Here is a 19,945-nt window from a genome sequence, read left to right as displayed (position 1 = left end):
GTAGACCAGCTTGTCAACGCCGTACTTGGCCGAAAAACCCTCCACTACCTTGCTCTTATGCTGCCACACCCGCGTTGCCAGCTGTGAGGTCACCCCAATGTACAGCGTGCCGTTCCGTTTGCTGGCCAGGATGCAAACGCAGAACTGCTTGTCCATAGCGCCAAACGCCAAATTGGATTCCCGCTTTCGCGGGAATGACGGCCATAACACCGAACCACGTTACCCACAAATTTGCCGCGCACCCTCCGGCGCCGCGCCGGGACCACGCCCGTTGGCGGTGTGGCTTGACTTGTCGCCGGGTTGCTTCCACAAGCAGACCAATGAAGCCGGCTCGTCGCGCGCTCTTCTCGGCCGTGCTCTGCCTGGCGGCCGTGATGGGCGGCGGGTGCCGCTCAGAGCCTGCCGTCCTGCATGTGAATCATCGCTTCAACGAGTTGCTCGGACCCGCGGCCGAGAGCGGAGCTATATCGACCGCGGGATTGCTGACCGTTTCAGTCGCCAGCGAAATCCGCCCGCTGGTCACGCAACCGCAGACCCTCGCCCACGTGGACGCGACCACGATTAGCGAGCCGGGCGCGCAGGAGTTTCGCGCACCTGATCTCAACCGCGTCGAGGTCTTGTGGCCGGCAGTGGCCGCCGCCGTGCGCAGCGGTGATGGGCCGTGGCAACCGCGCAAGGCATCGTTACAGGGCAGCGTGGCTAACCGCCGGGTGGCGGTAGAGTTCGGCGCTGGTGACGTCGGCCAGACGATGGCAGTGGCGGTCACGGGCTGGGCGCCCCCCGTCGAGATGGATGTCGTGACGGCCGAGGTGGCGGTGCCGGCAAAGGCCCAGTTGCGATTCGGCTTGGCAGTGATGCCCGACGATGAGCCGATTCATGGAAGCATCCGTGTGACGGTTCAGACGACGGCGGGTGAGTTCACGATCGATGAGCGTGCGGTCGAACCGCCCGCGGCTGCGGAAGAGCGCCGCTGGCATGATGTTGCACTATCACTGGCAGAGTACGCCGGGCAGCGCGTGCGGGTTAGGTTTGAGGCCGCCGCGGAAGCAGCGCCCTCGTCGCGCCCGCCGTCGCGGAACAAGATGGCCCCGAGGGTGGTGATCAGCGCGCCGGTGCTGCTGGCGCCGCCCGCTGCTGCCGCGCCGGTCCCTTCACTTAACGTGATCCTAATCTCACTCGACACGCTGCGGGCCGATCACCTGGGTGCCTACGGCTATCGCCGCCGGGTTAGCCCAACTCTCGACCGGATAGCCGCCGGCGGCACGCTGTTCGAGCAGGCTGCCGCGGTCTGGCCGGAGACCTCGGCCTCGCACATGACCATGTTTACGGGGCTGTACCCGTCAGTACACGGAATCGGCGTGAGCGTGTGGGGCCCGCGGCTGTTGCCGGCGCGGATTCCGACGCTGGCCGAGGTCTTGCGCCGCGCCGGCTTCGTCACCGCTGCGGTGACCGAGGATGGCATGTTGCTGACGAGCGCCGGTTTTGCCCGCGGCTTCGATGACTACCGCGAGTTTCGGGCGGCGCGGAACGCCGGTGAATTCGCACCGGGCGGGGCGCATCCTATCGACGGGCAGCCGGTGGCCCGCGTCATCACCGGCGAGGCGAAAGCAGTGTTCGAAACCGGGGCCGAGTGGCTGCGGCGCCGTCGCCACGAGCGCTTTTTTCTGTTCCTGCACACCTACCAGATCCACCAGCGCAACGCCCCCGGCGCCGACTACGAGCGCTTGCGCCAGAGCTTCGTCGGCGATCAGGCCCAGCCGCCGATCACCGACGCCAACGGCTTCGTCGCCAACTACGACGCTGCCATTGCCTATACCGACGAGGCGCTGGGCGGTTTTGTGCGCACGCTCGCTGAGTTGAACCTGACCCGGCGGACATTACTAGTAGTTACATCGGATCATGGCGAGGAATTTTACGAGCACGGCGTGTTCGGCCACGGGCAAACGCTCTACGAGCCGGCGCTGCGCGTGCCGTTGATCTTCTCGTGCCCGGGGGTGATTGCCGCCGGCCGCAGAGTGGCCACACCGGTCAGTCTGATCGATCTCGGCCCGACGATTCTCGACTTGTTGCGGCTGGCGCCGCCCGAGCCGGTACAAGGACGCTCCGTCGGCAACCTGATGCTGGGGAGCGACGGCGGCGAGCCCCGGCCGATAGTCGGGGAGATCGGCGATCATCTGCGGGCGGTCCGGGCCCAGGGCGACAAGTTGATCCGGACCACCAAGGGCGGCGGGCCGCGCTTCGAGTTCTACCGCTTGGGTGCCGATGCCGGTGAAAGCGCGCCGGTCACGACCATCGACGGCGCTCCGGCAGCGCAGCAAGCACTCAAGGTAATGCGCGCGCACGATCTCGAATCCCAAGCCGTACGCCAACAGCTGCAGGCCGCCGCGGGGCCGGCAAGCGCGGCGGGCGCGGTGGAGCTCGACGAGCAGACGCGCCAGCGGTTGCGCGCCTTGGGCTACGAGGTGCCGCCGGCGCAGTAGCTCGCCGCGGCCATCCGGTCCGTTGCAAAGGCCTGGGCCCGTCGCTAGAAGCGGGTTGCTTCGAGGTGCGCGTGGCAACAGCGAACGATGAATTGTTGGTGCAGCGGGAGCCGCCGCTGGCGTGGGTAATCATCAACCGGCCGCAAGCGCGCAACGCGATGACGCGGGCGGTCTGGCAGGGGCTGGCCGAGCAGCTGCCGGCGCTCGGGTCCGATCCCGCCATCCGGGTTGTGATCATACGCGGGGCGGGTGACGAGGCCTTCATTTCCGGCGCCGACATCTCGGAGTTTCCGGCCATTCGCGCCGATGCCGCGATGACGGCGCAGTACGATCAGGTCACGGCCGCCGCCTGGCTGGCCATTGCCGCGCTACCGCAGCCGGTGATCGCCATGATCAACGGCCTCTGCTTCGGCGGCGGCTGCTCGGTGGCGGTGGCATGCGATCTGCGCTTTGCCGCCGAGCACGCCCGTTTTGCCGTTCCGGCCGCACGGCTGGGGCTGGCTTATCCGCTGGAAGCCATCGCGCGCCTGTTGCAGGTGGTCGGCCCCGGCGCCGCCGCCGAGATTCTGCTGTCAGCTCGTACACTCGATGCCGGCGAGGCCCTCGGCGTCGGGTTGGTCAACCAGATTGTCGCCCGTAATGAGATCGAGGCTTGGACGCGCGACTACGCCCTGCGCATGGCCGACAACGCGCCGCTGACGCTAGCGGCGCATAAGCTGGCGATACACGAGCTGCTAAAGCCGGCGGGGCAACAGGACCGGGCCGCTGTGCGCGCGGCGATGGCGCGTTGCTTCAACAGCGCCGACTACCAAGAGGGCGTGGCTGCCTTCCTCGCCAAGCGCCGGCCGCGGTTTGCGGGCTCATGACCACAGGACACCGGACAGCCGCCGGCGCCAGAGTCGAGTCCATGCCGTGCAGTCGGAGCACTGCCCGGCACAAACGACATAGCATGTGCCGGCAGGCAGCCCCCGTCATCGTGACCAGGAATTCGCTTGCGCAGCCGCGCGGGGCTGCGCTATGGGTGAAGCCACGGATAGCGCGGGAGCCGTGGCGCGGCGGGCCCGCTTTAGGAAGCGAGCAGCGATTCGCAGCCACTGCCAGGTTGTCAAGTCTTGTGGTAATGATACGAGTGCCAATCGCATCTGTCATCTACATATCATGGATAGTAACTAGTATTGCCGCAGCCCGCGGGCGTCCTGCTTCGAACCGTGGAATAGTGTTGTTGGAGGGCTTGCAGTGAATTGCGCCAACTTGGTCGCCGGCGGTGCACGCTGGCGGCACCTCGGTCCGGTGATTTTGCCGCGCGGGCCGGCCGGAGCGTTTGACAGCGGCATTGTCGGCGATCCCTGTATTGTCTGGGATGAAGACCTCGGCAACTGGCGTATGTTCTACTTCGCATTGGGCGAGAGCTTCGTCGGCACCGGCGTGGCGGTCGCCCGCACGCCGTCACGCGTGGACAGCGGTGACTGGATCAAGACCGGCCGCCTGCCGCTGCTGGGTCCGCTGGCGGAGAACGCCCATAAGTTTTGGATTCTGATGGATCCGCGCCGGCCGGGCCAAGCCGTGCGCCTGGGCACGGAGTACGTCGGCTTCTTCGCCGCGTTTCAGGCCGGGGCCAAGATCGTCGGGCGCGCGCGCGCGCGCCATCTCGCCGGGCCCTGGCACACCGACGCCGAGCCGGTTGTGCCCAACGGCACGGCCGGCGCCTTTGATGCTCGGGGGGCAGACGCGCCCACCGCGTACTGGTTCGCCGACCGCGGCCGGATTCTGCTCTACTACATGGCCTACCCGGCTGAGCCGCAAGCAGACCAGCCGATCTCGCCGCTGGGCCCGTGTCAGGCGGCGGCTGTGCTTGACCCCGGCGCTGCGAAGGCGGAGAAGCTCGGGCCGATTCTGCGCCCCGGCAGCCATGCCCGACACTGGTGCAATGGTTGGATCGGCGGCCTGCAACTTCTGCCCACCGCCAACCACCAGTGGGTAGCACTCGTCAACGGCTCTGCTACCCCGGTGTACGAGGGGCATGGCGAGCCCGACCCCAGCGTTGGCGGCTGGGCTCGTTGCGATGATGAGTTTCCGGTTGCAGGCTGGAAATTCGATCTCAAGCACAGTCCGATCGAGCTGCCCGCCCAGCTCCCGCAGGTCGCCAAACAACATGGGGAAGGCCACAACTTCTGGCGACACTACCTGTTTGTGCTGCCCGACGAGCGGGCACGGATCTATTACAACTCCGGCGCTTACGGCTCCGAACAGATCTACGCCCGCGTCTGGCACGTGTGAGGCGGCCGGGGCGGATGGCCCGCTACGGGCACGCGGGCCGAGCCGGCACTCGGCGGGCTTGCGCTGCCGGGCAGACCTGGCGATACTCCGGCCGTGATTGCAGGGGGTACAACGCGCGTGTCGAATGAAGCCCCGACCGATGTGTTGGCCGAGCGCTATGCCGGCCCGGCGATGGCGGCGCTGTGGTCGGCAGCGGGCAAGATCATCCTCGAGCGTGAGTTCTGGATCGCCGTCATGCGCGCCCAGCGCGAGCTAGGCTTGGATATTCCGGCAGCGGCAATCGCGGCCTACGAGCGCGTCAAAGGCCAGGTGTATCTCGCCAGCATCCGCGCCCGCGAGCGCGTCACGCGCCACGACGTCAAAGCCCGCATCGAGGAGTTCTGTGCCCTGGCCGGGCACGAGCACATCCACAAGGGCCTGACCAGCCGCGACCTGACGGAGAACGTCGAGCAGTTACAGATCCGGCGCGCGCTGGAGCTGCTGCGCACCAAATATGCAGCCTGTCTGCGGCGGCTGTCTCGCCGAGTGCAGGAATTCCGCGAGGTCGTGCTTACCGGCCGCAGCCATAACGTCGCGGCGCAGCCGACGACCGTGGGCCGCCGGCTGGCGATGTTCGGCGAGGAGATGCTGTGCGCGTTGCGCCAGCTCGAGGCCGTGTGCGCGCGCTATCCCTTGCGCGGGCTGAAAGGACCAGTCGGAACCCAGCTCGATCAGCTCACGCTGTTCAACGGCGACCCGGCCAAAGTCGCCGCGCTCGAAGCCGCCATCGTCCGGCACCTTGGCTTTACGCATGTTCTCGGCGCTAGCGGTCAGGTGTATCCGCGCAGCCTCGACTTCGAGGTGGTCAGCGCGCTCTATCAGCTCGGCGCCGGTCCGAGCAGCTTCGCCAAGACCTGGCGCTTGATGAGCGGCGCGGAGTTGGCCTCGGAGGGATTCAAGGAAGGGCAAGTGGGCTCGTCGGCGATGCCGCACAAGATGAACGCGCGCAGCTGCGAGCGGCTCAACGGCTTGCACGTTGTTCTGCGTGGTTACGTGAACATGGTGATGGGGCTGGCGGGCGATCAGTGGAACGAGGGTGACGTCTCGTGCTCGGTGGTCCGCCGGGTGGCGTTGCCGGGCGCGATGCTGGCAACCGACGGACTGCTGGAGACGTTCCTGACGATACTCGACGAACTCGCGATCTTTCCCGGAGTCATAGCGGCCGAGCGCCAGCGCCACCTGCCGTTTCTCGCCACCACCACCATTCTGATGGAGGCCGTGCGCCGCGGCGCCGGTCGTGAGAGCGCACACGCGGCCATCCAGGAGCACGCCCAAGCCGCCGCTCGCGCACTGCGCGCGGGCTCTCCGGTCAACGATTTGCTCGACCGTTTAGCCGCCGATGCGCGCATCGGTCTGAGCCGGGTGGAGTTAAACACGCTACTCGCAGCCGAGAACGCCTTCGTCGGTGCCGCCCGCGAACAAGCCGACACCTTCGTCGCCGCGGTCGAGACACTGAGTGAGCAGATTCCTGAGGCCAAGACGTACGTACCGCGGGAGATCCTCTGACAGTGGGCAGCGGCGATCTTCGATCCACGGGAGGAAGTGAACGGCTCCTCGCCCTCGACGATGCGTCAATGCTCCTACCCGTCGAACGGCGAGCAAATGATCGGTTGTTGAACCTCGAAGTTGACAAGAGATAGCCTTCGCCTTCGACCCAGTCGCACCTTCCTCCTCGGACACGACTCATAGGATGATCCTTGCGCTTGCGGTTGCGCCTGACCTGGCTGATGGCTTGCGCAAGGCGCCGGCCTTACAGCTCTATCCCCGGTGGTCCCTACGTCTCCTCCTCGAAATGACGCACGGCCGCCTCGTCATACTCCACGACCGCCTCGCCCTCGACCTCCTGTAAACCAAGCGGTGCCTCGCCCCGGGCGTAGCCGATTGCCCGGTAGCCACGCAACCGCCTCTGAAACATCTTCATCAGCATCGGCACGGCGCGGTCGACATAGTCGTAGATCCGGACCTCGGTCTTGCCCGGGTGCAGGCGGTGCAGCCGGCCGGTGTACTGAATCAGTGTGCCCTTCCACGACACCGGCAGCGCCAGAAACAAGGTGTCGAGCCGCGCATCATCGAAGCCCTCGCCGATGTACCGGCCTGTGGCTATCAGCAGACGCTCTTCGCCGCCGGTAATTGCGGCGAGCTGTGCGAGCGCGCTCCTTCGATCCTTGGGCTTCATGCCGCCGTGGAGCACGACCAGGTTACGCGTGAAGTTCCGTAGCCGTTCGGCGAAGTGCTCGAGGTGATCCCGCCGCTCGGTCAGCAGGACCGGCGAGCGCTTTTCCTCGAGCGCACGCACGACATCATCGAAGATGAGATCGTTACGCCGCTGGTCGGCCGCCAGCGCCGCGTAGAATTCCTGAATGCCGGCGTTGCTGCCGAGATCGGTGGCGACGAAGCCGGTCTCGCGCACGATCAGCTTGTGATCGAACGGACGCTGAGCGGCCCGACTCTTTGCGTCGACCGCGAACCGCACGGGGCCGAGTTGCATGGGGAGGATCGGGTCATGTCCGTCGCGACGCTGGGGAGTGGCCGTGAGACCGACCACGTAGCGGGCCTTCACTTCCGCGAGCACGCGCTCGAAGCTCACCGCCGGCGCGTGGTGGGCCTCGTCTTGGATGACTTGGCCGTAGCCGGCTACTAGGTCCGCGACCGCCCCCCTGCGCACCAGACTCTGCACCATCGCGACATCGAGGCGGCCGTTCGGCTTCCACTTGCCCGCCCCGATCTGACCGATGTCCTTGGGCTCAATGCCGAGGAAGAGCGCGAGTTGGCCGATCCACTGGTCGAGCAACGGCTTGCGGTGAACGAGAATCAGCGTGCTTCTGCCGCGAGCCGCGATGAGATACGTGCCGATCACGGTCTTCCCGATGCCCGGCGGTGCGACTAACACGCCGGTGTCGTGCGCGAGCAGGGCGCTCACGGCCTGCTCTTGGAGCGGCGTCAGGCTGCCGTGAAACGAGAACTCGGTTGCGATGCCGTCTTCCCGTTTGTCGTCAACATCGAGGGTGACGCCGTATTCATGCAAGAGCGGCTCTGCCGCGGCCAGGCAGCCGCGCGGAAGGGCGATGTGCTCCGCAAGCTCCTCGGCGCAGGCAATGACCCGGGGTGTCAGCGCGGTCGCCAGTCGCAGGTTCTGCTTCTTGTAGAACTCCGGGTTCTGGAAGGCGGCCAACCGTTTGAGCTGGTTGAGCAGCGGCGATGGAAGGCCTGCCTTCTCGATGAAGAGGCGTTGGCAGAGAATCGCCTTCACCTTCGGTGGCAACGGCTCGCTGATCACGGTCTTATGCGGGCGACCTGAGGGTGGCCGGGCCCACGGTGTTCGGCCGTCTTCGTCAAGCGTGTCGCCCATACGGACGCCGATTACTAGACCGCGGCGGCTGGCTTCCTCGGCCAGAGTGTGCACGAAGGCCGGGGCTAGCCGTCTGATGCTGGCCAAGAAGGCCCACTGGTCGGGCCAGGGGGTGAACGAGCCGTCAACGAAGACCGAGTTGCCTTGGTCGCGCGCGGGCCGCTGGAGCGGCAGCGCAATGAGGTTGCCGAAGCCGCCCTTGGGCATGGTGTCTTGATTGGGGAAGAGCCGGTCGTAGGACTCCAGCGAGAGCTGATGCCTGCCTGCCATGGTCTCGGTGATGAGGAAGCAGCCGAACTTGCGCGCTGCGACCGCCGGCACCGGCGAGGCGAAGAAGAACCACGCGTGGGCGCCGTTCCCCGAACGCGAGCGCTCGACCGCCACGGGTACGCCGTGGGCGTGGCACGTTTCCACGAACGCCGCGATGTCATCCCGCCACGTCTTCTTGTCGAAGTCGGCGGCCAGAAACCAGCAGGTCTCGTTGGGGAGAAGCGGATATACGCCGATGACCTGGTCGCCGCGCAAGTGCTTGGCGACCTCTGCGTCGGAGACCGGGGTGAAGGCTTGATTCGTACACTCACGGCAAGTGACGCGGCGGCCCGCCGCCTTCTTCTCGCAAACGCCGTACTCCCATTCATTGGCGCACGCGGGTGAGTAGCCGGACTTGCCACTCCTGGCGTTCTCCCAGCGGCGAGGGAAGACGTCCTCGCGGCCTCGGAAAAGCGTGCGAAAGAGGGCGAGCTTCGCCGGGTTCGTTGTCGGCACCGCCGGCAATAGCGCGGCCGCCGGGGGCGGGATGACCGTTGGCTCGGGCGCAAGTGCGGCGATTTCGTCGTGGAGCGCGATCAGGTGAGAAGTCCGCTCTGCGGTCTCGGCCCGCAGGGCGGCAAGCCGTGCCTCCTCATTCGCGATCGCGGCCAGCAACTCCTCGCGTCGTGTCATGCGTGCTGGCGCCGGGGTCGCCTAATCTGGCGCACCAACTCAGCGGGACCTAACCTGTCGGAGTGCAGTAGCGCGACTTCAGGACACTATCGGGCCGGCCGCCTCGTTCGCCACCGTGTGCCAGCGGCGCTGCTACTCGGAGATTTTGGCGAAGATGTTGGCCGCACGGTCGGCTGCCACCGTGGCGGCATCGCTGGCGGCGGCGGCGCGCTCGGCGGCCAGCGAGGCGCGCTCGGCGGCAGCTTCGACGCGGGCGATCAGTGCCTCTATGTCACTCGGAGGTGCAGGCGCGGGCGCCGGCGCGGCCGCTGCAACGGGCTTGAACTCGACCGGCTCGGGCTCGTCGAACTCGGCGCGCGGCGGTGCGACCAGGGCGACAATGCGGTCGCGCGTGCCCGGCTCGATGTGGCCCTGGTACTTGATGACGCCGAAGTCCGTGATGGTCGGGGCGATGAAGGCCCGCCCGAACGCCATCTCGATCTCACGCTGCAGGTAATACAATCGGACCTCGTACGCTGCCCACGGGTCTTGCGGCGCGATGTCCTGGACCTCAACGTAGTCGGGCCAGCCGTAGTACTCGAGGTACAGATTCAGGTCGCTATTGAGCTTGCGCTCGCGGTCGAGCCCCTGTGAACTCATCGGGCGCGGTTCGCCCAGCTCGACGATATAGGGCCGATTTGGCGGCGTCACTCGCCGCAGCTCCGGTCCGAGCGCCCCCGTCACCGTGGGTGCCGCCAATAACGCCACCGTCACCACCAGCTGTCGCGCGTTCATGTCGCCTCCGTTGCCGCACGAAGGCTACGGCAGGCCCCCGGCCTCGTCAAGCGCATTCTTTGGCAGGCGAGTGTCTTGACCAACCTGAGCTTCCCCCGTAGTGGAGGCATATCGTTGCCATGTCACTGCTGACGACACACAAGATCTTCATCGCCGCCGCGGTGCTCTGTTTCGCCGGTTACTCCGCCTGGGAGATCCGCCAGTACGCCAACAGCGCTCAAACGGCGGCGGTAGTGCCGGCGGCGGCCGCAGCGGTGGCGGCGATCGCTCTCAGCGTGTATTGGCGCCGGCTGTGGCGGCGGCACCGCTAGTCAGCGTTCTGGGTTCAACTTGCGGTTGCGCCGGGCGCGGCGAACGAAGCGCTGGCGCAGCCAGGTGGGTACCAGGACCATGATTACCAGTAAGCCGATCGCCAGCGCGAACTCCCAAGAACCAGCGTCAAGCATCGAGCTGCCGAAGAAGCTGTAAGCAAAAGCCCGCGGCGTCAGGCCGGCGAGCACCGCCAGAGTGAATGGTGCAAGCCCGATGCGCGACACCCCGGCGCCGTAGTTGATGGCCGTGACCGGAACGATCGGCACCAGATTGAGCGCGAACACCAGCCCGGGCCCCCAGCGCTCCTCGTGCAGGTGCGGGAAGCGGTCGCGGATGTGCGCCTGCACGAATTCCCGGCCGAGAGCGCGCGCGATGCCGAAGGTGAGCATGCCCGCCAGGGTGCCGCCGATGGTGGAGTAGAGCGTGCCCCAGAGCGCGCCGAAAGCGAGCCCACCGCCGACGAACAGCAGGATGGTCGGGAAGAACACCAGCGGCCGCAGCGCCCAAGCCGCGATGAAGACCAGGGGCGCCAGTAGGCCCCAGTCAGCGATGAACTCGCGCACGGCTTCAGGCGTCAGCGGTATGCCGTGACGCGCCTGCCACAGCGCGACAACGCCGGTGGTGACAACAAAGCCGATCAAGAGCGCAAAACGCAGTCCGGCACGGGTGGCAGCACGATGACTTGGCACTGGCTCTTCAGTAGCGATGCCGCCCCGCGGAGGCAAGCGCGAAGTCAGTCAGCAGCCGCTCAGTACACTGGTTCATTTCTTCCGGGAGAGCGATGCCCCGCATGTCTTCGCGGGGAGAGGGTCGGGGTGCCCTGACCCCATACCCCTGTTCGCGCCAGCTGCGGACCGGCTGATGCCAATTGCGGCAGCGGTGTGGGGCGGGCCGGCTCTAGCAGCCCGTTGAAAGACGGCGATGCCCTTCGAGACGCTGCTTCGCAGCTCCCTAGCGCGGGCTGGCGCCCGCAACCCAAAGCTCGACCGGGGGTATTCCGTCATGCCCGCACTCCTTAAGCGGGCATCCAGGGCGGTGGGGCTCCGGATGGATTCCCGCCTTCGCGGGAATGACGGAGGGAAATCTGCGCGCGACGCCAAGGCTTTCGGCCATAGTAGTTCAGGGCGAGCGGAAAAGTGTAGTGGCAGAAGGAAGAACCGCTCACGCTGAGGAGCGCCGCCAGGCGCGTCTCGAAGCATGGGCGGTTCTTCAACCGGCTCCAGGCCCGCGGGCTTTCAACGGCCGTGGAGGTTGCCCGCATTGTGTTGTGCCCCGGGCCCGGGATACGAATGAGCCTCCCGCGATGTGGCATGACCCGAACCGAACGTACCTATTATCTCGTCTTTGGCCTGTACTGCGTCTCGTGGTCGCTGATCGCGCCGGTGTATCCGCTGTTCTTGCTCAGTCGCGGGTTGGATCTGCTGCAGATCAACCTCGTCCTGGCAACCTATCTGCTCACGTCGTTCTTGTTTGAAGTGCCGACCGGCGCGCTCGCCGATCGCTTCGGCCGCAAGCGGGCCTTCTTGCTGAGCTGCATCATCCGCGCGGGGGCGTTCGTGTTGTACTGGTTTGCCGACAGCTTCACCGATTGTTTGATCGCCGAGGCCTGCGATGCGCTGGGCACGACGCTGGCCAACGGCGCACTCGATGCCTGGGCGGTCGACGGTATGCACGCGGAGGGCAATCGCCGGCCGGCGGACCGTTTCTTCGCGCGCGCGCAGATGATTGCCCGCACTTTGATGATCGCCGGCGGCTTGGCGGGCGGCTACCTGGGCGAGCACGACCTGGCACTGACATGGCCGGTGGCGGCCGCTGGCTTTGCCGTCACCGCGCTGGTGGCGCAGGTGTGGATGCGCGACGGGCTGCGGCCGGAGCGCGCCACGGAGCCGGTGGGCTCGGTGGCGCAAACCATGCGAGCCGGCTTGCGCATCGTGCGGCAAGCGCCGGCTCTGCTGCTGATGTGTGTGCTGACGGGGACCGCTGCGTTCGGCATCATGCCCGTGCACATGATGTGGCAGCCGCGTTTTCAACAGCTGACGGGCGAGGGCGCGTGGCTGATGGGCTGGATCTGGGCGCTGATCAACGTTGCCGCCATTGCCGGCAGTGCGCTGATTGCACGGGCCAGCACGCCATGGGCGCGCGAGCATGCGCTCGGGGTGGTAACCCTGTGCCGCGGCGCCATGTTGGCGGTGGCAGCGCTGGCCAGCTCGGTCTACCCGGCGCTGCTCGGGTTGCTGGCCTTCGAGCTGTGCTTCGGCTTCGGCGAGCCGCTGATTCAGGCCTGGATGAACGATCACATCGGGCGGGAACAGCGGGCCACCATTCTCTCTGTGCGCGCGATGAGCTTCACCCTCGGCGGCGGGATCGGACTGGCGTGCATCGGCCTGATCGCGCGTGATCTAGGCATCCAAGCCGCCTGGGTCGTCTCAGCGGCCATGCTCGTGCTGACGGCGCCCGGATTCTTTGCCCTGGCGCGTCTGGTCCGGCGCCCCGGCGCCTCACCGGCAAGCGCGGCCGCGGCCAATGTCGCTTCAGTCGCACTGAGCTGAGCCGTCAACGCGCGATTGGCGGAGATCCAGACTCGGCTCCGGGGTGAGGAGCTGGAGCCGGGCTGCCCTCAGCCCGGTGGGGTGATAGCTCGGCGGCGGACGGCCGGCGTGAGGGCACGCCTCAGATCGCGCCCGGATCGCGCCGATGAACTCCGACGGGAGCCGGTGCAACCGTCACCGTGTTGGAGAGGTGTTCCTAGGGTTTGCAATCCGCGCAGGGCTGCGCTAGCAGTCCTGCGCTTCCAGCGAATCCATGAGCGGGCACTTCCTGATTAGGTATTCGGAGCGGTTGGCGCCGGCAGTTGTCACCGTCCGGAGAGGGCCCGCGGGAGACGGCTTTGCCGCGTACCAGCCACACCGGGCTTGATGCACTGCGAGCGCATATCGACCGCCTCGACGAACAGCTCCTGGCCTTGCTCAACGAGCGGGCGCGCCTGGCACGAGAGATCGGTGAGCGCAAGCGCGCCAGCGGGCACGCCAGCGCCTACGCCCCGGGGCGCGAGAAACGCATCTACCAGCGGCTGAACGCGCTCAATAAAGGACCGCTGCCGGCCGAGAGTGTTCGCGCCATCTTCCGCGAGATCATCTCCGGCTGCCTGACGCTGCAGCAACCGCTGCGCATCGCCTACCTCGGGCCGGAAGCCACCTTCTCCCACCTCGCGGCCTTGCACCAGTTCGGCTCGCGGGCTGAACTGGTCCCGGCCGACTCCATCCCGGGCGTGTTCGAGGAGGTGGAACACGGGCGGGCTGATTATGGGGTGGTGCCGGTGGAGAACTCCACCCAAGGTGTGGTGGCGCAAACGCTCGACCGCTTCGTGGCCTCACCGCTTACGATCAAAGCCGAAGTCCTGCTGCGCATCGACCACTACCTGCTCTCGCGCAGCGGCCGGGCCGACCAGGTGCAGCGCATCATCTCGCACGCGCAGTCGTTCGGGCAGTGCCGCCACTGGCTGGCTGAGCATCTCCCCGCCGTGTCGCTCGAAGAGGTGTCGAGCAACGCCAAAGCCGCAGCCGAAGCCGCGCGCGAGCCGGGGACGGCGGCGATTGCCGGCCGCTTGGCGGCGGATCACTACAATTTGAAGATCATCGCCGCCCACATCCAGGATCAGGCCGAGAATCTGACCCGCTTCTTCGTCATCGGTAGCGACGGCATCGGTGCTCCCACCGGCGACGACAAGACCACGGTGGTGTTCTCGGTGCGGCATCAGGCCGGAGTATTGTTCCACCTGCTCAAGCCGTTCGCCGACAACGGCGTGAATCTGACCAGCATCGAATCGCGTCCACTCACCGGCCGGCCGTGGGAGTACTTCTTCTTCATCGACTTCGAGGGCCACGCCCGTGATCGCCGCGCCGCCCGCGCCTTACGTGCCCTGCAGAAGCAGGCGCTGACCTGCCGTGTGCTCGGCTCCTACGCCGCCGCCAGGCAGCCGGTGTGAGGACTCGCGTTCTTATGGACCTGACGCAGCTCGTCCCGGAATGGATTCGGACCCTGGAAGCTTATCCCCCGGGGATGCCCATTGAAGAACTCGAACGCGAGTACGGCATCTACGATTCGATCAAGCTGGCCTCGAACGAGAACCCGCTCGGTCCGTCACCCAAAGCGCTGGCGGCGATGATGAAAGCCCTGCCGCAGGTGCACCGCTACCCCGACGGTGGCTGCTATTATCTGCGGCGCGCGCTGGCGCAGCGCTTGGGCGTGGTGCCCGAAGCGCTCATCTTCGGCAACGGCTCCAACGAGATCATCGAGCTGTTGGTGCGCACCTTCCTGAGCCGGGGCGATCACGCGGTGATGGCTGATCAGGCGTTCGTGATCTACCGCATGGTGGTGCAAGCCGCCGGTGGCCACAGCACCCTGGTGCCGCTGCGAAAGTTCACCCACGACCTCGAAGCCATCGCAGATGCCATCACCCCGGCCACCCGGATGGTCTTCCTCGCCAACCCCAACAACCCCACTGGAACGATCTTCTTTCGCGCCCAGTGGCGCGAGTTCCTCGCCGCCGTGCCCCCACGGGTAGTGATCGTCTTGGACGAGGCTTACGCCGAGTTTGTTGAAGACCAGGACTATCCGGACTCGCTCGCCGACCTCGGCGCGGAGCGGTTGTTGGTGGTGCTGCGGACCTTTTCGAAGGTCTACGGTTTGGCTGCCTTGCGCATCGGGTTTGGTGTCGGCCCCCCGGAGCTGATCGAGTTGGTCGATCGCGTGCGGCAGCCGTTCAATGTCGGTACCCTGGCGCAGGTAGCGGCGCTGGCCGCGCTGGATGATAACGAGCACGTGGCGGCGACGCTGCGCACCAATCGCGAAGGGTTGGCCTATTTGCGGGCCGCGTGCGAGCGCCTCGGGCTCAGCTATGTGCCGAGTTGGGCGAACTTCCTGCTCATCAAAGTGGGCAACGGCGCGCAGGTCTACGAGCGGCTGCTGCGGGCGGGGGTCATCGTGCGGCCGATGGGTTTTTACGGCCTGCCCGAATACGTGCGCGTCACCGTCGGCTTACCCGCCGAGAACGAGCGCTTGGTCAAGGCGCTGGAGAAAGTGCTGGCGCTGGGAGAAGCGAGTGGCGCACCTTTTTGAGCGGGTGACCATCGCCGGCCCGGGGTTGATCGGCGGCTCGTTGGCGCTGGCCGCGCGCGCGGCCGGCCTTGTCGGTGAGGTGGTCGGGCTGGCGCGTAGCGCCGAAACGCTGGCCGAGGCCCGCCGCCGCGGCATCGTCGATCGTGCCAGCAGCGATCCTTTGGACGCCGCACGCGGCGCCAACTTGCTGGTGCTGGCCGTGCCGGTGCGGGCGATCGCTACGGTGGCGCGACAGTGCCTGCCGGTGCTGGCCCCAGGCTGCGTGGTCACGGATGCCGGCAGCGTGAAGGCGCCGATCGTGCGCGAGCTGGAGGCGTTGATGCCGCCCGGCCAACCGTTCGTTGGCGCCCATCCGATCGCCGGCACCGAAGAGCAAGGCCCCGCTGCCGCCGACCCCGACCTCTTCCGCCACCAGCTCTGTATCATCACACCTAGTGCACAAACCGACGCGGCCGCCGCCGGCCGCATCCAGGCATTGTGGGAAGGCGTCGGCATGCGGGTGGAACGGATGTCGCCCGAGCGTCATGACGACATCCTCGCGGCCGTCAGTCATCTGCCCCATGTCATTGCCTTCGCCCTGGTCAATGCCGTGGTCGCCGCCGGCGGGGACTTGCCGCGCTACCGTGGCGGCAGCCTGCGCGATGCCACACGAGTGGCGTCGAGCTCGGTCGAGATGTGGCGCGACATCTTGCTCACCAACGCGGCGGCGGTAGACGCAGCGCTGGCGCGCTTCAGCGCCGAACTCGAACGCCTGCGCGGCGCGTTGCGCCGGGGCGACGAAGCGGAGCTGGTGCGGCTGCTGGTGAGAGCGAGCGCCGAGCGCCGCGGCTGGAGCCGAGAATCATGAGAGCGAGAACTCCCGCCGGCAACCGCTCGGGTGTTGCAGCATCGTGCCCATCGGTGCGAGCGGCGAGGATGCCGGCATGAGCGCGGCCATCGAAATCCGCCCGCTCGAGCGTGCTCCCGACGCGGTCATCGCGGTGCCGGGGTCGAAGAGCATCACCAATCGTGCGTTGCTGATCGCGGCTCTGGCGCAGGGCCGCTCGACGCTGGTGGGGGCCCTGTTCAGCGATGACACCGATGCGATGGCGAGTGCGTGGCGCACGCTGGGGATCAGCGTCGCAGAAGATCGCGCCGCCGCCCGCTTCGTCGTCGACGGTCAAGGCGGGAGCTGGCCGGTGGATGCCGCCGACCTCAATGTCCGCGGGGCCGGCACGGCGATGCGCTTCCTGAGCGCCGCGCTGTGCGCCGGCCGCGGCCGCTATCGGCTCGACGGCGACGCCCGCATGCGCCAGCGGCCGATTCAGGACCTGCTCGAGGCTCTCGCCCAACTCGGGGCGCGGGTGTACTGCGAGCACGACAACGGCTGCCCGCCGGTTGTCATCGAGGCTGAGGGGCTGGCCGGCGGCACCGCCACGGTGGCCGGGGACAAGAGCAGCCAATTCCTTTCGGCGCTCTTGCTGGCGGCACCGTATGCGCGTGCCGACGTGACCATCGTGATCCGCGGCGCCCTGATCGCGCGGCCGTACGTCGATATGACACTGGGCGTGATGGCTGACTTCGGCGTGCACTGCGAGCGCGCCGGCGACCGCCACTTCACCATCCGGGCCGGGCGCCGCTACCAGGGGCGGGCTTACACAATCGAGCCCGACGCCTCGGCCGCGCACTACTTCTTGGCCGCCGCCGCACTGAGCGGCGGCCGCGTGCGCATCAATGGTTTGGGCACCCACTCGATGCAAGGCGATGTCCGCTTCGCCGAGATCCTGGCGGCGATGGGGGCAACGGTGAAGCGGGCGCCGGACTTCATCGAGGTGTGCGGCCCAGCCGAGCTCAAGGGCGTCGATGTCGACATGAATGACATCTCCGACACCGTGCTGACGCTGGCGGCCCTGGCTCCATTCGCGCGCACGCCCGTGCGCATCCGCAACGTCGCCCATATCCGGCTGCAGGAGAGCGATCGGCTGCACGTGGCTGCCACCGAGCTGCAGCGCTTGGGTGTGAGCGTGAGCGAACTTCAAGACGGTCTGGAGATTCGCCCCGGCACCGTACAGCCCGCGACGGTTGAGACCTATAACGATCACCGCGTGGCGATGGCGTTCGCCTTGATCGGCCTGCGGGTGCGCGGCGTGCGGATCGCGGATCCGGCCTGCGTCGCCAAGACTTTTCCGGACTACTTCGCGCGCCTGGAGCAATTGCGGCAATGAAGCGGATCATCATCACCGTCGACGGCCCCGCGGGCGCCGGCAAGAGCACCGTCAGCCGCCACTTGGCAGCGCAGCTGGGTTATGGCTACGTTGACAGCGGTGCGATGTATCGTGTGGTTGGTGTGCTCGCGGCCGAGCGCGGCATCGAGCTGGACGATGCGCCGGCATTGGCGGCGCTCTGCGATGCCGTGACGATCCGTTTCGAGGCCGAGAACGACGGCGTCAGAACGATGGCGGACGGCCGCAACCTCTCCGAGCTGATCCGCAGCGGAGCGGCCGGCCAACTGGCCTCGAAGGTATCCACCGTTGCGGCGGTGCGCGAACGCCTGGTGGCGCAGCAGCGCGCCCTGGGAGCGGGCGGGGGCGTGGTGATGGAGGGGCGCGACATCGGCACCGTGGTGTTTCCGCAGGCGCCGCTGAAGATATTCCTCGATGCTTCACCCGCAGAGCGCGCGCGCCGGCGGGCGGCGGAGCTGAAGGCTCGGGGCGAGGTGGTGGACGTGGCGGCGATGGAACGCGAAATAGCTGAGCGCGACACCCGCGATCGCACCCGGGCGCACGCGCCGCTGCGGCCGGCCCCGGATGCACGGGTGATCGACAGCACCGGGCGCGCCATCGACGAGATCGTTACCGAGCTGGCGGCCCTGGCACGCGGCCTCGAAAGGGCTTGAAAGTCACAGCTGAGGGCGATAAGGAATCATGACCACATCCGCTTCAGGGGGTAAACCTAACATGGATCAGCAGAGCAGAGCAGCCGCGGGCGGCGGCCAAGACGATTTTGGCCGCCTGTTTGAACAAAGCTTGCGCTCGGTACGCCCGGGCGGAGTTGTACGCGGCCGCGTCGTGCTAGTAACGCGTGACGCGGTCACCGTCGACATCGGCTACAAGTCCGAAGGCCACATTCCCATCCGCGAGTTCTTGGATCGCGACGGCAACGTCTGCGTCCAAGAGGGCGAAGACATCGATGTGTACTTCGACACCGCCGAAGGCGAAGCTGGCGGCATTGTTCTGTCACGGGCCAAGGCCGAACAGTTCAAAGTCTGGCGCGACATCGAAGAGGCCTTCGAAAGCAACGGCGCCGTCGAGGGCACCGTCGTCGGCAAAGTCAAAGGCGGCCTGAAGGTCGATGTCGGCGTGCCGGCATTCCTGCCGGGCTCGCATGCCGATATCCGGCCCGCCCGCAACCTCGATCGCTACATCGGCCAGCGCGGCCGCTTTGCCGTGCTCAAGTTCAATCGCGCCCGCGGTAACGTGGTCGTCTCCCGCCGCGCCGTGCTCGAACGCGAACGCGAGTCGCTCAAGGAAGAGACGCTCAAGGTGCTCGAACCGGGTATCGTGCTCGAAGGCACGGTCAAGAACATCACCGACTACGGCGCGTTCGTGGATCTCGGCGGCATTGACGGCCTGCTGCATGTTACCGACATGTCCTGGGGCCGGGTGAACAAACCGGCGGATGTGGTGCAGGTCGGCGAACACGTCAAGGTGGTGGTGCTCAAGTACGACCCTGACCGCGGCCGCGTGTCGCTGGGCATGAAGCAAATCCTGCCGGACCCCTGGAGCAGCGCCGGCGACCGCTTCCCGGTGGGGCTGCGCGTACGCGGCAAAGTGGTCAGCATCACCGACTACGGCGCGTTCGTGGAGCTGGAGCCGGGCATCGAGGGGCTGGTGCACGTCTCCGAAATGTCGTGGTCCAAGCGCGTCACCCACCCCTCAAAGGTGGTCGAAGTCGGGCAAGAGGTGGAAGTCGTCGTGCTCGATGTCGATGCGGCGAACTGCCGCATCTCGTTGGGCCTGAAGCAGGCCGAACCGAATCCGTGGGAGATGATGCGTATAAATCACCCCGTCGGCAGCCGCGTTGTGGGCAAGGTCAAGAACGTCACCGACTTCGGCGTCTTCGTCGGTATCGAGGGGGGCATCGACGGCCTGGTGCATGTCTCGGATCTGCACTGGACCAAGAAGATCAAGCACCCATCGGAGGTGTACAAGAAGGGTGACGACATCGAGGCGGTGGTGCTCGGCATCGACGTCGACAACGAGCGCGTCTCGCTCGGCGTCAAGCAAGTCGCCGAAGACCCCTGGCAGACGATGGCGCGGCGCCATCCGGTCGGCACCCGCGTGAAGGGCAAGGTAACTAGCGTGACTGACTTCGGTGTGTTCGTCGAGTTGGAGGAAGGCGTCGAGGGACTGATTCACGTCTCGCAACTCAGCACCGAGCGGGTCGACAAACCACAGCAGCTGTTCCAGCCCGGCCAGGAGGTCGAGGCGGAAGTCACGCAGATCGATGGCCGCGAGCGCAAGATCGGCCTCAGCATCAAAGCGCTGCGTCGCAGCGAGGAGCGCGAGGAAGTCGAGTCCTACATGAAGCGGGAGCGCGAAGGCGCGCGCTTTTCGTTTGAAGACATCCTCAACGAAGAGTTGCGCCTCGACCGCGACAAAGAACGCAGCTGAGC

The 19,945-nt window shown here is 66.8% G+C and carries 16 protein-coding genes; 12 read left to right on the top strand and 4 right to left on the bottom strand.

What is annotated here, in order from left to right:
* Positions 1 to 156, bottom strand: a 156-nt coding sequence (locus tag HY699_13985; protein ID MBI4516916.1) for a GIY-YIG nuclease family protein, incomplete at its 3' end; no start/stop codon positions are given.
* Between the two features lie 164 nt (positions 157 to 320).
* Here HY699_13985 and HY699_13980 point away from each other — a divergent pair.
* From HY699_13980 to HY699_13965, 4 genes are all read left to right on the top strand, one after another.
* The gene (locus tag HY699_13980; GenBank protein MBI4516915.1) at positions 321 to 2,480 is read left to right on the top strand and encodes a sulfatase; all 2,160 of its coding nucleotides are present in this window, start codon (positions 321 to 323) and stop codon (positions 2,478 to 2,480) included.
* Positions 2,481 to 2,551: 71 nt separating this feature from the next.
* Complete coding sequence (locus HY699_13975) at positions 2,552 to 3,346, top strand: enoyl-CoA hydratase/isomerase family protein (protein ID MBI4516914.1); 795 nt, start codon at positions 2,552 to 2,554, stop codon at positions 3,344 to 3,346.
* Positions 3,347 to 3,716: 370 nt separating this feature from the next.
* Positions 3,717 to 4,757, top strand: coding sequence for a hypothetical protein (locus HY699_13970; GenBank protein MBI4516913.1), 1,041 nt, complete (start codon positions 3,717 to 3,719; stop codon positions 4,755 to 4,757).
* 171 nt (positions 4,758 to 4,928) lie between these two features.
* Positions 4,929 to 6,302: an adenylosuccinate lyase gene (locus tag HY699_13965; protein ID MBI4516912.1), complete on the top strand. Its 1,374-nt coding sequence runs from the start codon at positions 4,929 to 4,931 to the stop codon at positions 6,300 to 6,302.
* A gap of 268 nt (positions 6,303 to 6,570) precedes the next feature.
* On the opposite strand, the gene HY699_13960 is transcribed toward HY699_13965, so the two are convergent.
* Together HY699_13960 and HY699_13955 are read right to left on the bottom strand one after the other, a co-directional pair.
* Positions 6,571 to 9,087 carry a DEAD/DEAH box helicase family protein gene (locus HY699_13960; protein ID MBI4516911.1) on the bottom strand — a complete coding sequence of 839 codons (2,517 nt, stop codon included), beginning with the start codon at positions 9,085 to 9,087 and terminating at the stop codon, positions 6,571 to 6,573.
* Between the two features lie 132 nt (positions 9,088 to 9,219).
* Positions 9,220 to 9,861 carry a hypothetical protein gene (locus HY699_13955; protein MBI4516910.1) on the bottom strand — a complete coding sequence of 214 codons (642 nt, stop codon included), beginning with the start codon at positions 9,859 to 9,861 and terminating at the stop codon, positions 9,220 to 9,222.
* A 119-nt stretch (positions 9,862 to 9,980) separates the two neighbouring features.
* On the opposite strand from HY699_13955, the gene HY699_13950 reads away from it, so the two are divergent.
* Positions 9,981 to 10,172: a hypothetical protein gene (locus HY699_13950; GenBank protein MBI4516909.1), complete on the top strand. Its 192-nt coding sequence runs from the start codon at positions 9,981 to 9,983 to the stop codon at positions 10,170 to 10,172.
* Here HY699_13950 and HY699_13945 read toward each other — a convergent pair whose 3' ends face one another.
* Positions 10,173 to 10,862 (bottom strand): TVP38/TMEM64 family protein, encoded by a 690-nt coding sequence (locus HY699_13945; protein MBI4516908.1) that lies wholly within the window; start codon positions 10,860 to 10,862, stop codon positions 10,173 to 10,175.
* Between the two features lie 621 nt (positions 10,863 to 11,483).
* Between HY699_13945 and HY699_13940 the strand changes: the two genes are divergently transcribed.
* From HY699_13940 to HY699_13910, 7 genes are all read left to right on the top strand, one after another.
* Complete coding sequence (locus tag HY699_13940; GenBank protein MBI4516907.1) at positions 11,484 to 12,722, top strand: MFS transporter; 1,239 nt, start codon at positions 11,484 to 11,486, stop codon at positions 12,720 to 12,722.
* Positions 12,723 to 13,060: 338 nt separating this feature from the next.
* Positions 13,061 to 14,158 (top strand): prephenate dehydratase, encoded by a 1,098-nt coding sequence (gene pheA / locus HY699_13935; protein ID MBI4516906.1) that lies wholly within the window; start codon positions 13,061 to 13,063, stop codon positions 14,156 to 14,158.
* Between the two features lie 14 nt (positions 14,159 to 14,172).
* The gene (locus tag HY699_13930) at positions 14,173 to 15,291 is read left to right on the top strand and encodes a histidinol-phosphate transaminase (protein MBI4516905.1); all 1,119 of its coding nucleotides are present in this window, start codon (positions 14,173 to 14,175) and stop codon (positions 15,289 to 15,291) included.
* The gene (locus HY699_13925; GenBank protein ID MBI4516904.1) at positions 15,275 to 16,138 is read left to right on the top strand and encodes a prephenate dehydrogenase/arogenate dehydrogenase family protein; all 864 of its coding nucleotides are present in this window, start codon (positions 15,275 to 15,277) and stop codon (positions 16,136 to 16,138) included. Before HY699_13930 ends, HY699_13925 begins: the two co-directional genes overlap by 17 nt.
* 76 nt (positions 16,139 to 16,214) lie before the next feature.
* Positions 16,215 to 17,495, top strand: a complete 1,281-nt coding sequence (gene aroA, locus HY699_13920; protein MBI4516903.1) for a 3-phosphoshikimate 1-carboxyvinyltransferase — start codon at positions 16,215 to 16,217, stop codon at positions 17,493 to 17,495.
* The gene (locus tag HY699_13915) at positions 17,492 to 18,166 is read left to right on the top strand and encodes a (d)CMP kinase (GenBank protein ID MBI4516902.1); all 675 of its coding nucleotides are present in this window, start codon (positions 17,492 to 17,494) and stop codon (positions 18,164 to 18,166) included. Before aroA ends, HY699_13915 begins: the two co-directional genes overlap by 4 nt.
* Positions 18,167 to 18,227: 61 nt before the next feature.
* Positions 18,228 to 19,943 (top strand): 30S ribosomal protein S1, encoded by a 1,716-nt coding sequence (locus HY699_13910; protein MBI4516901.1) that lies wholly within the window; start codon positions 18,228 to 18,230, stop codon positions 19,941 to 19,943.
* The last annotated feature ends 2 nt before the right edge of the window (positions 19,944 to 19,945 follow it).

The sequence above is a fragment of the Deltaproteobacteria bacterium genome, assembly GCA_016210005.1.
Taxonomy (GTDB): Bacteria; Desulfobacterota; Binatia; order HRBIN30; family JACQVA1; genus JACQVA1.
Note: the sequence above shows the minus strand (reverse complement) of the source record. Positions and strands in the feature narration are given on the sequence as shown.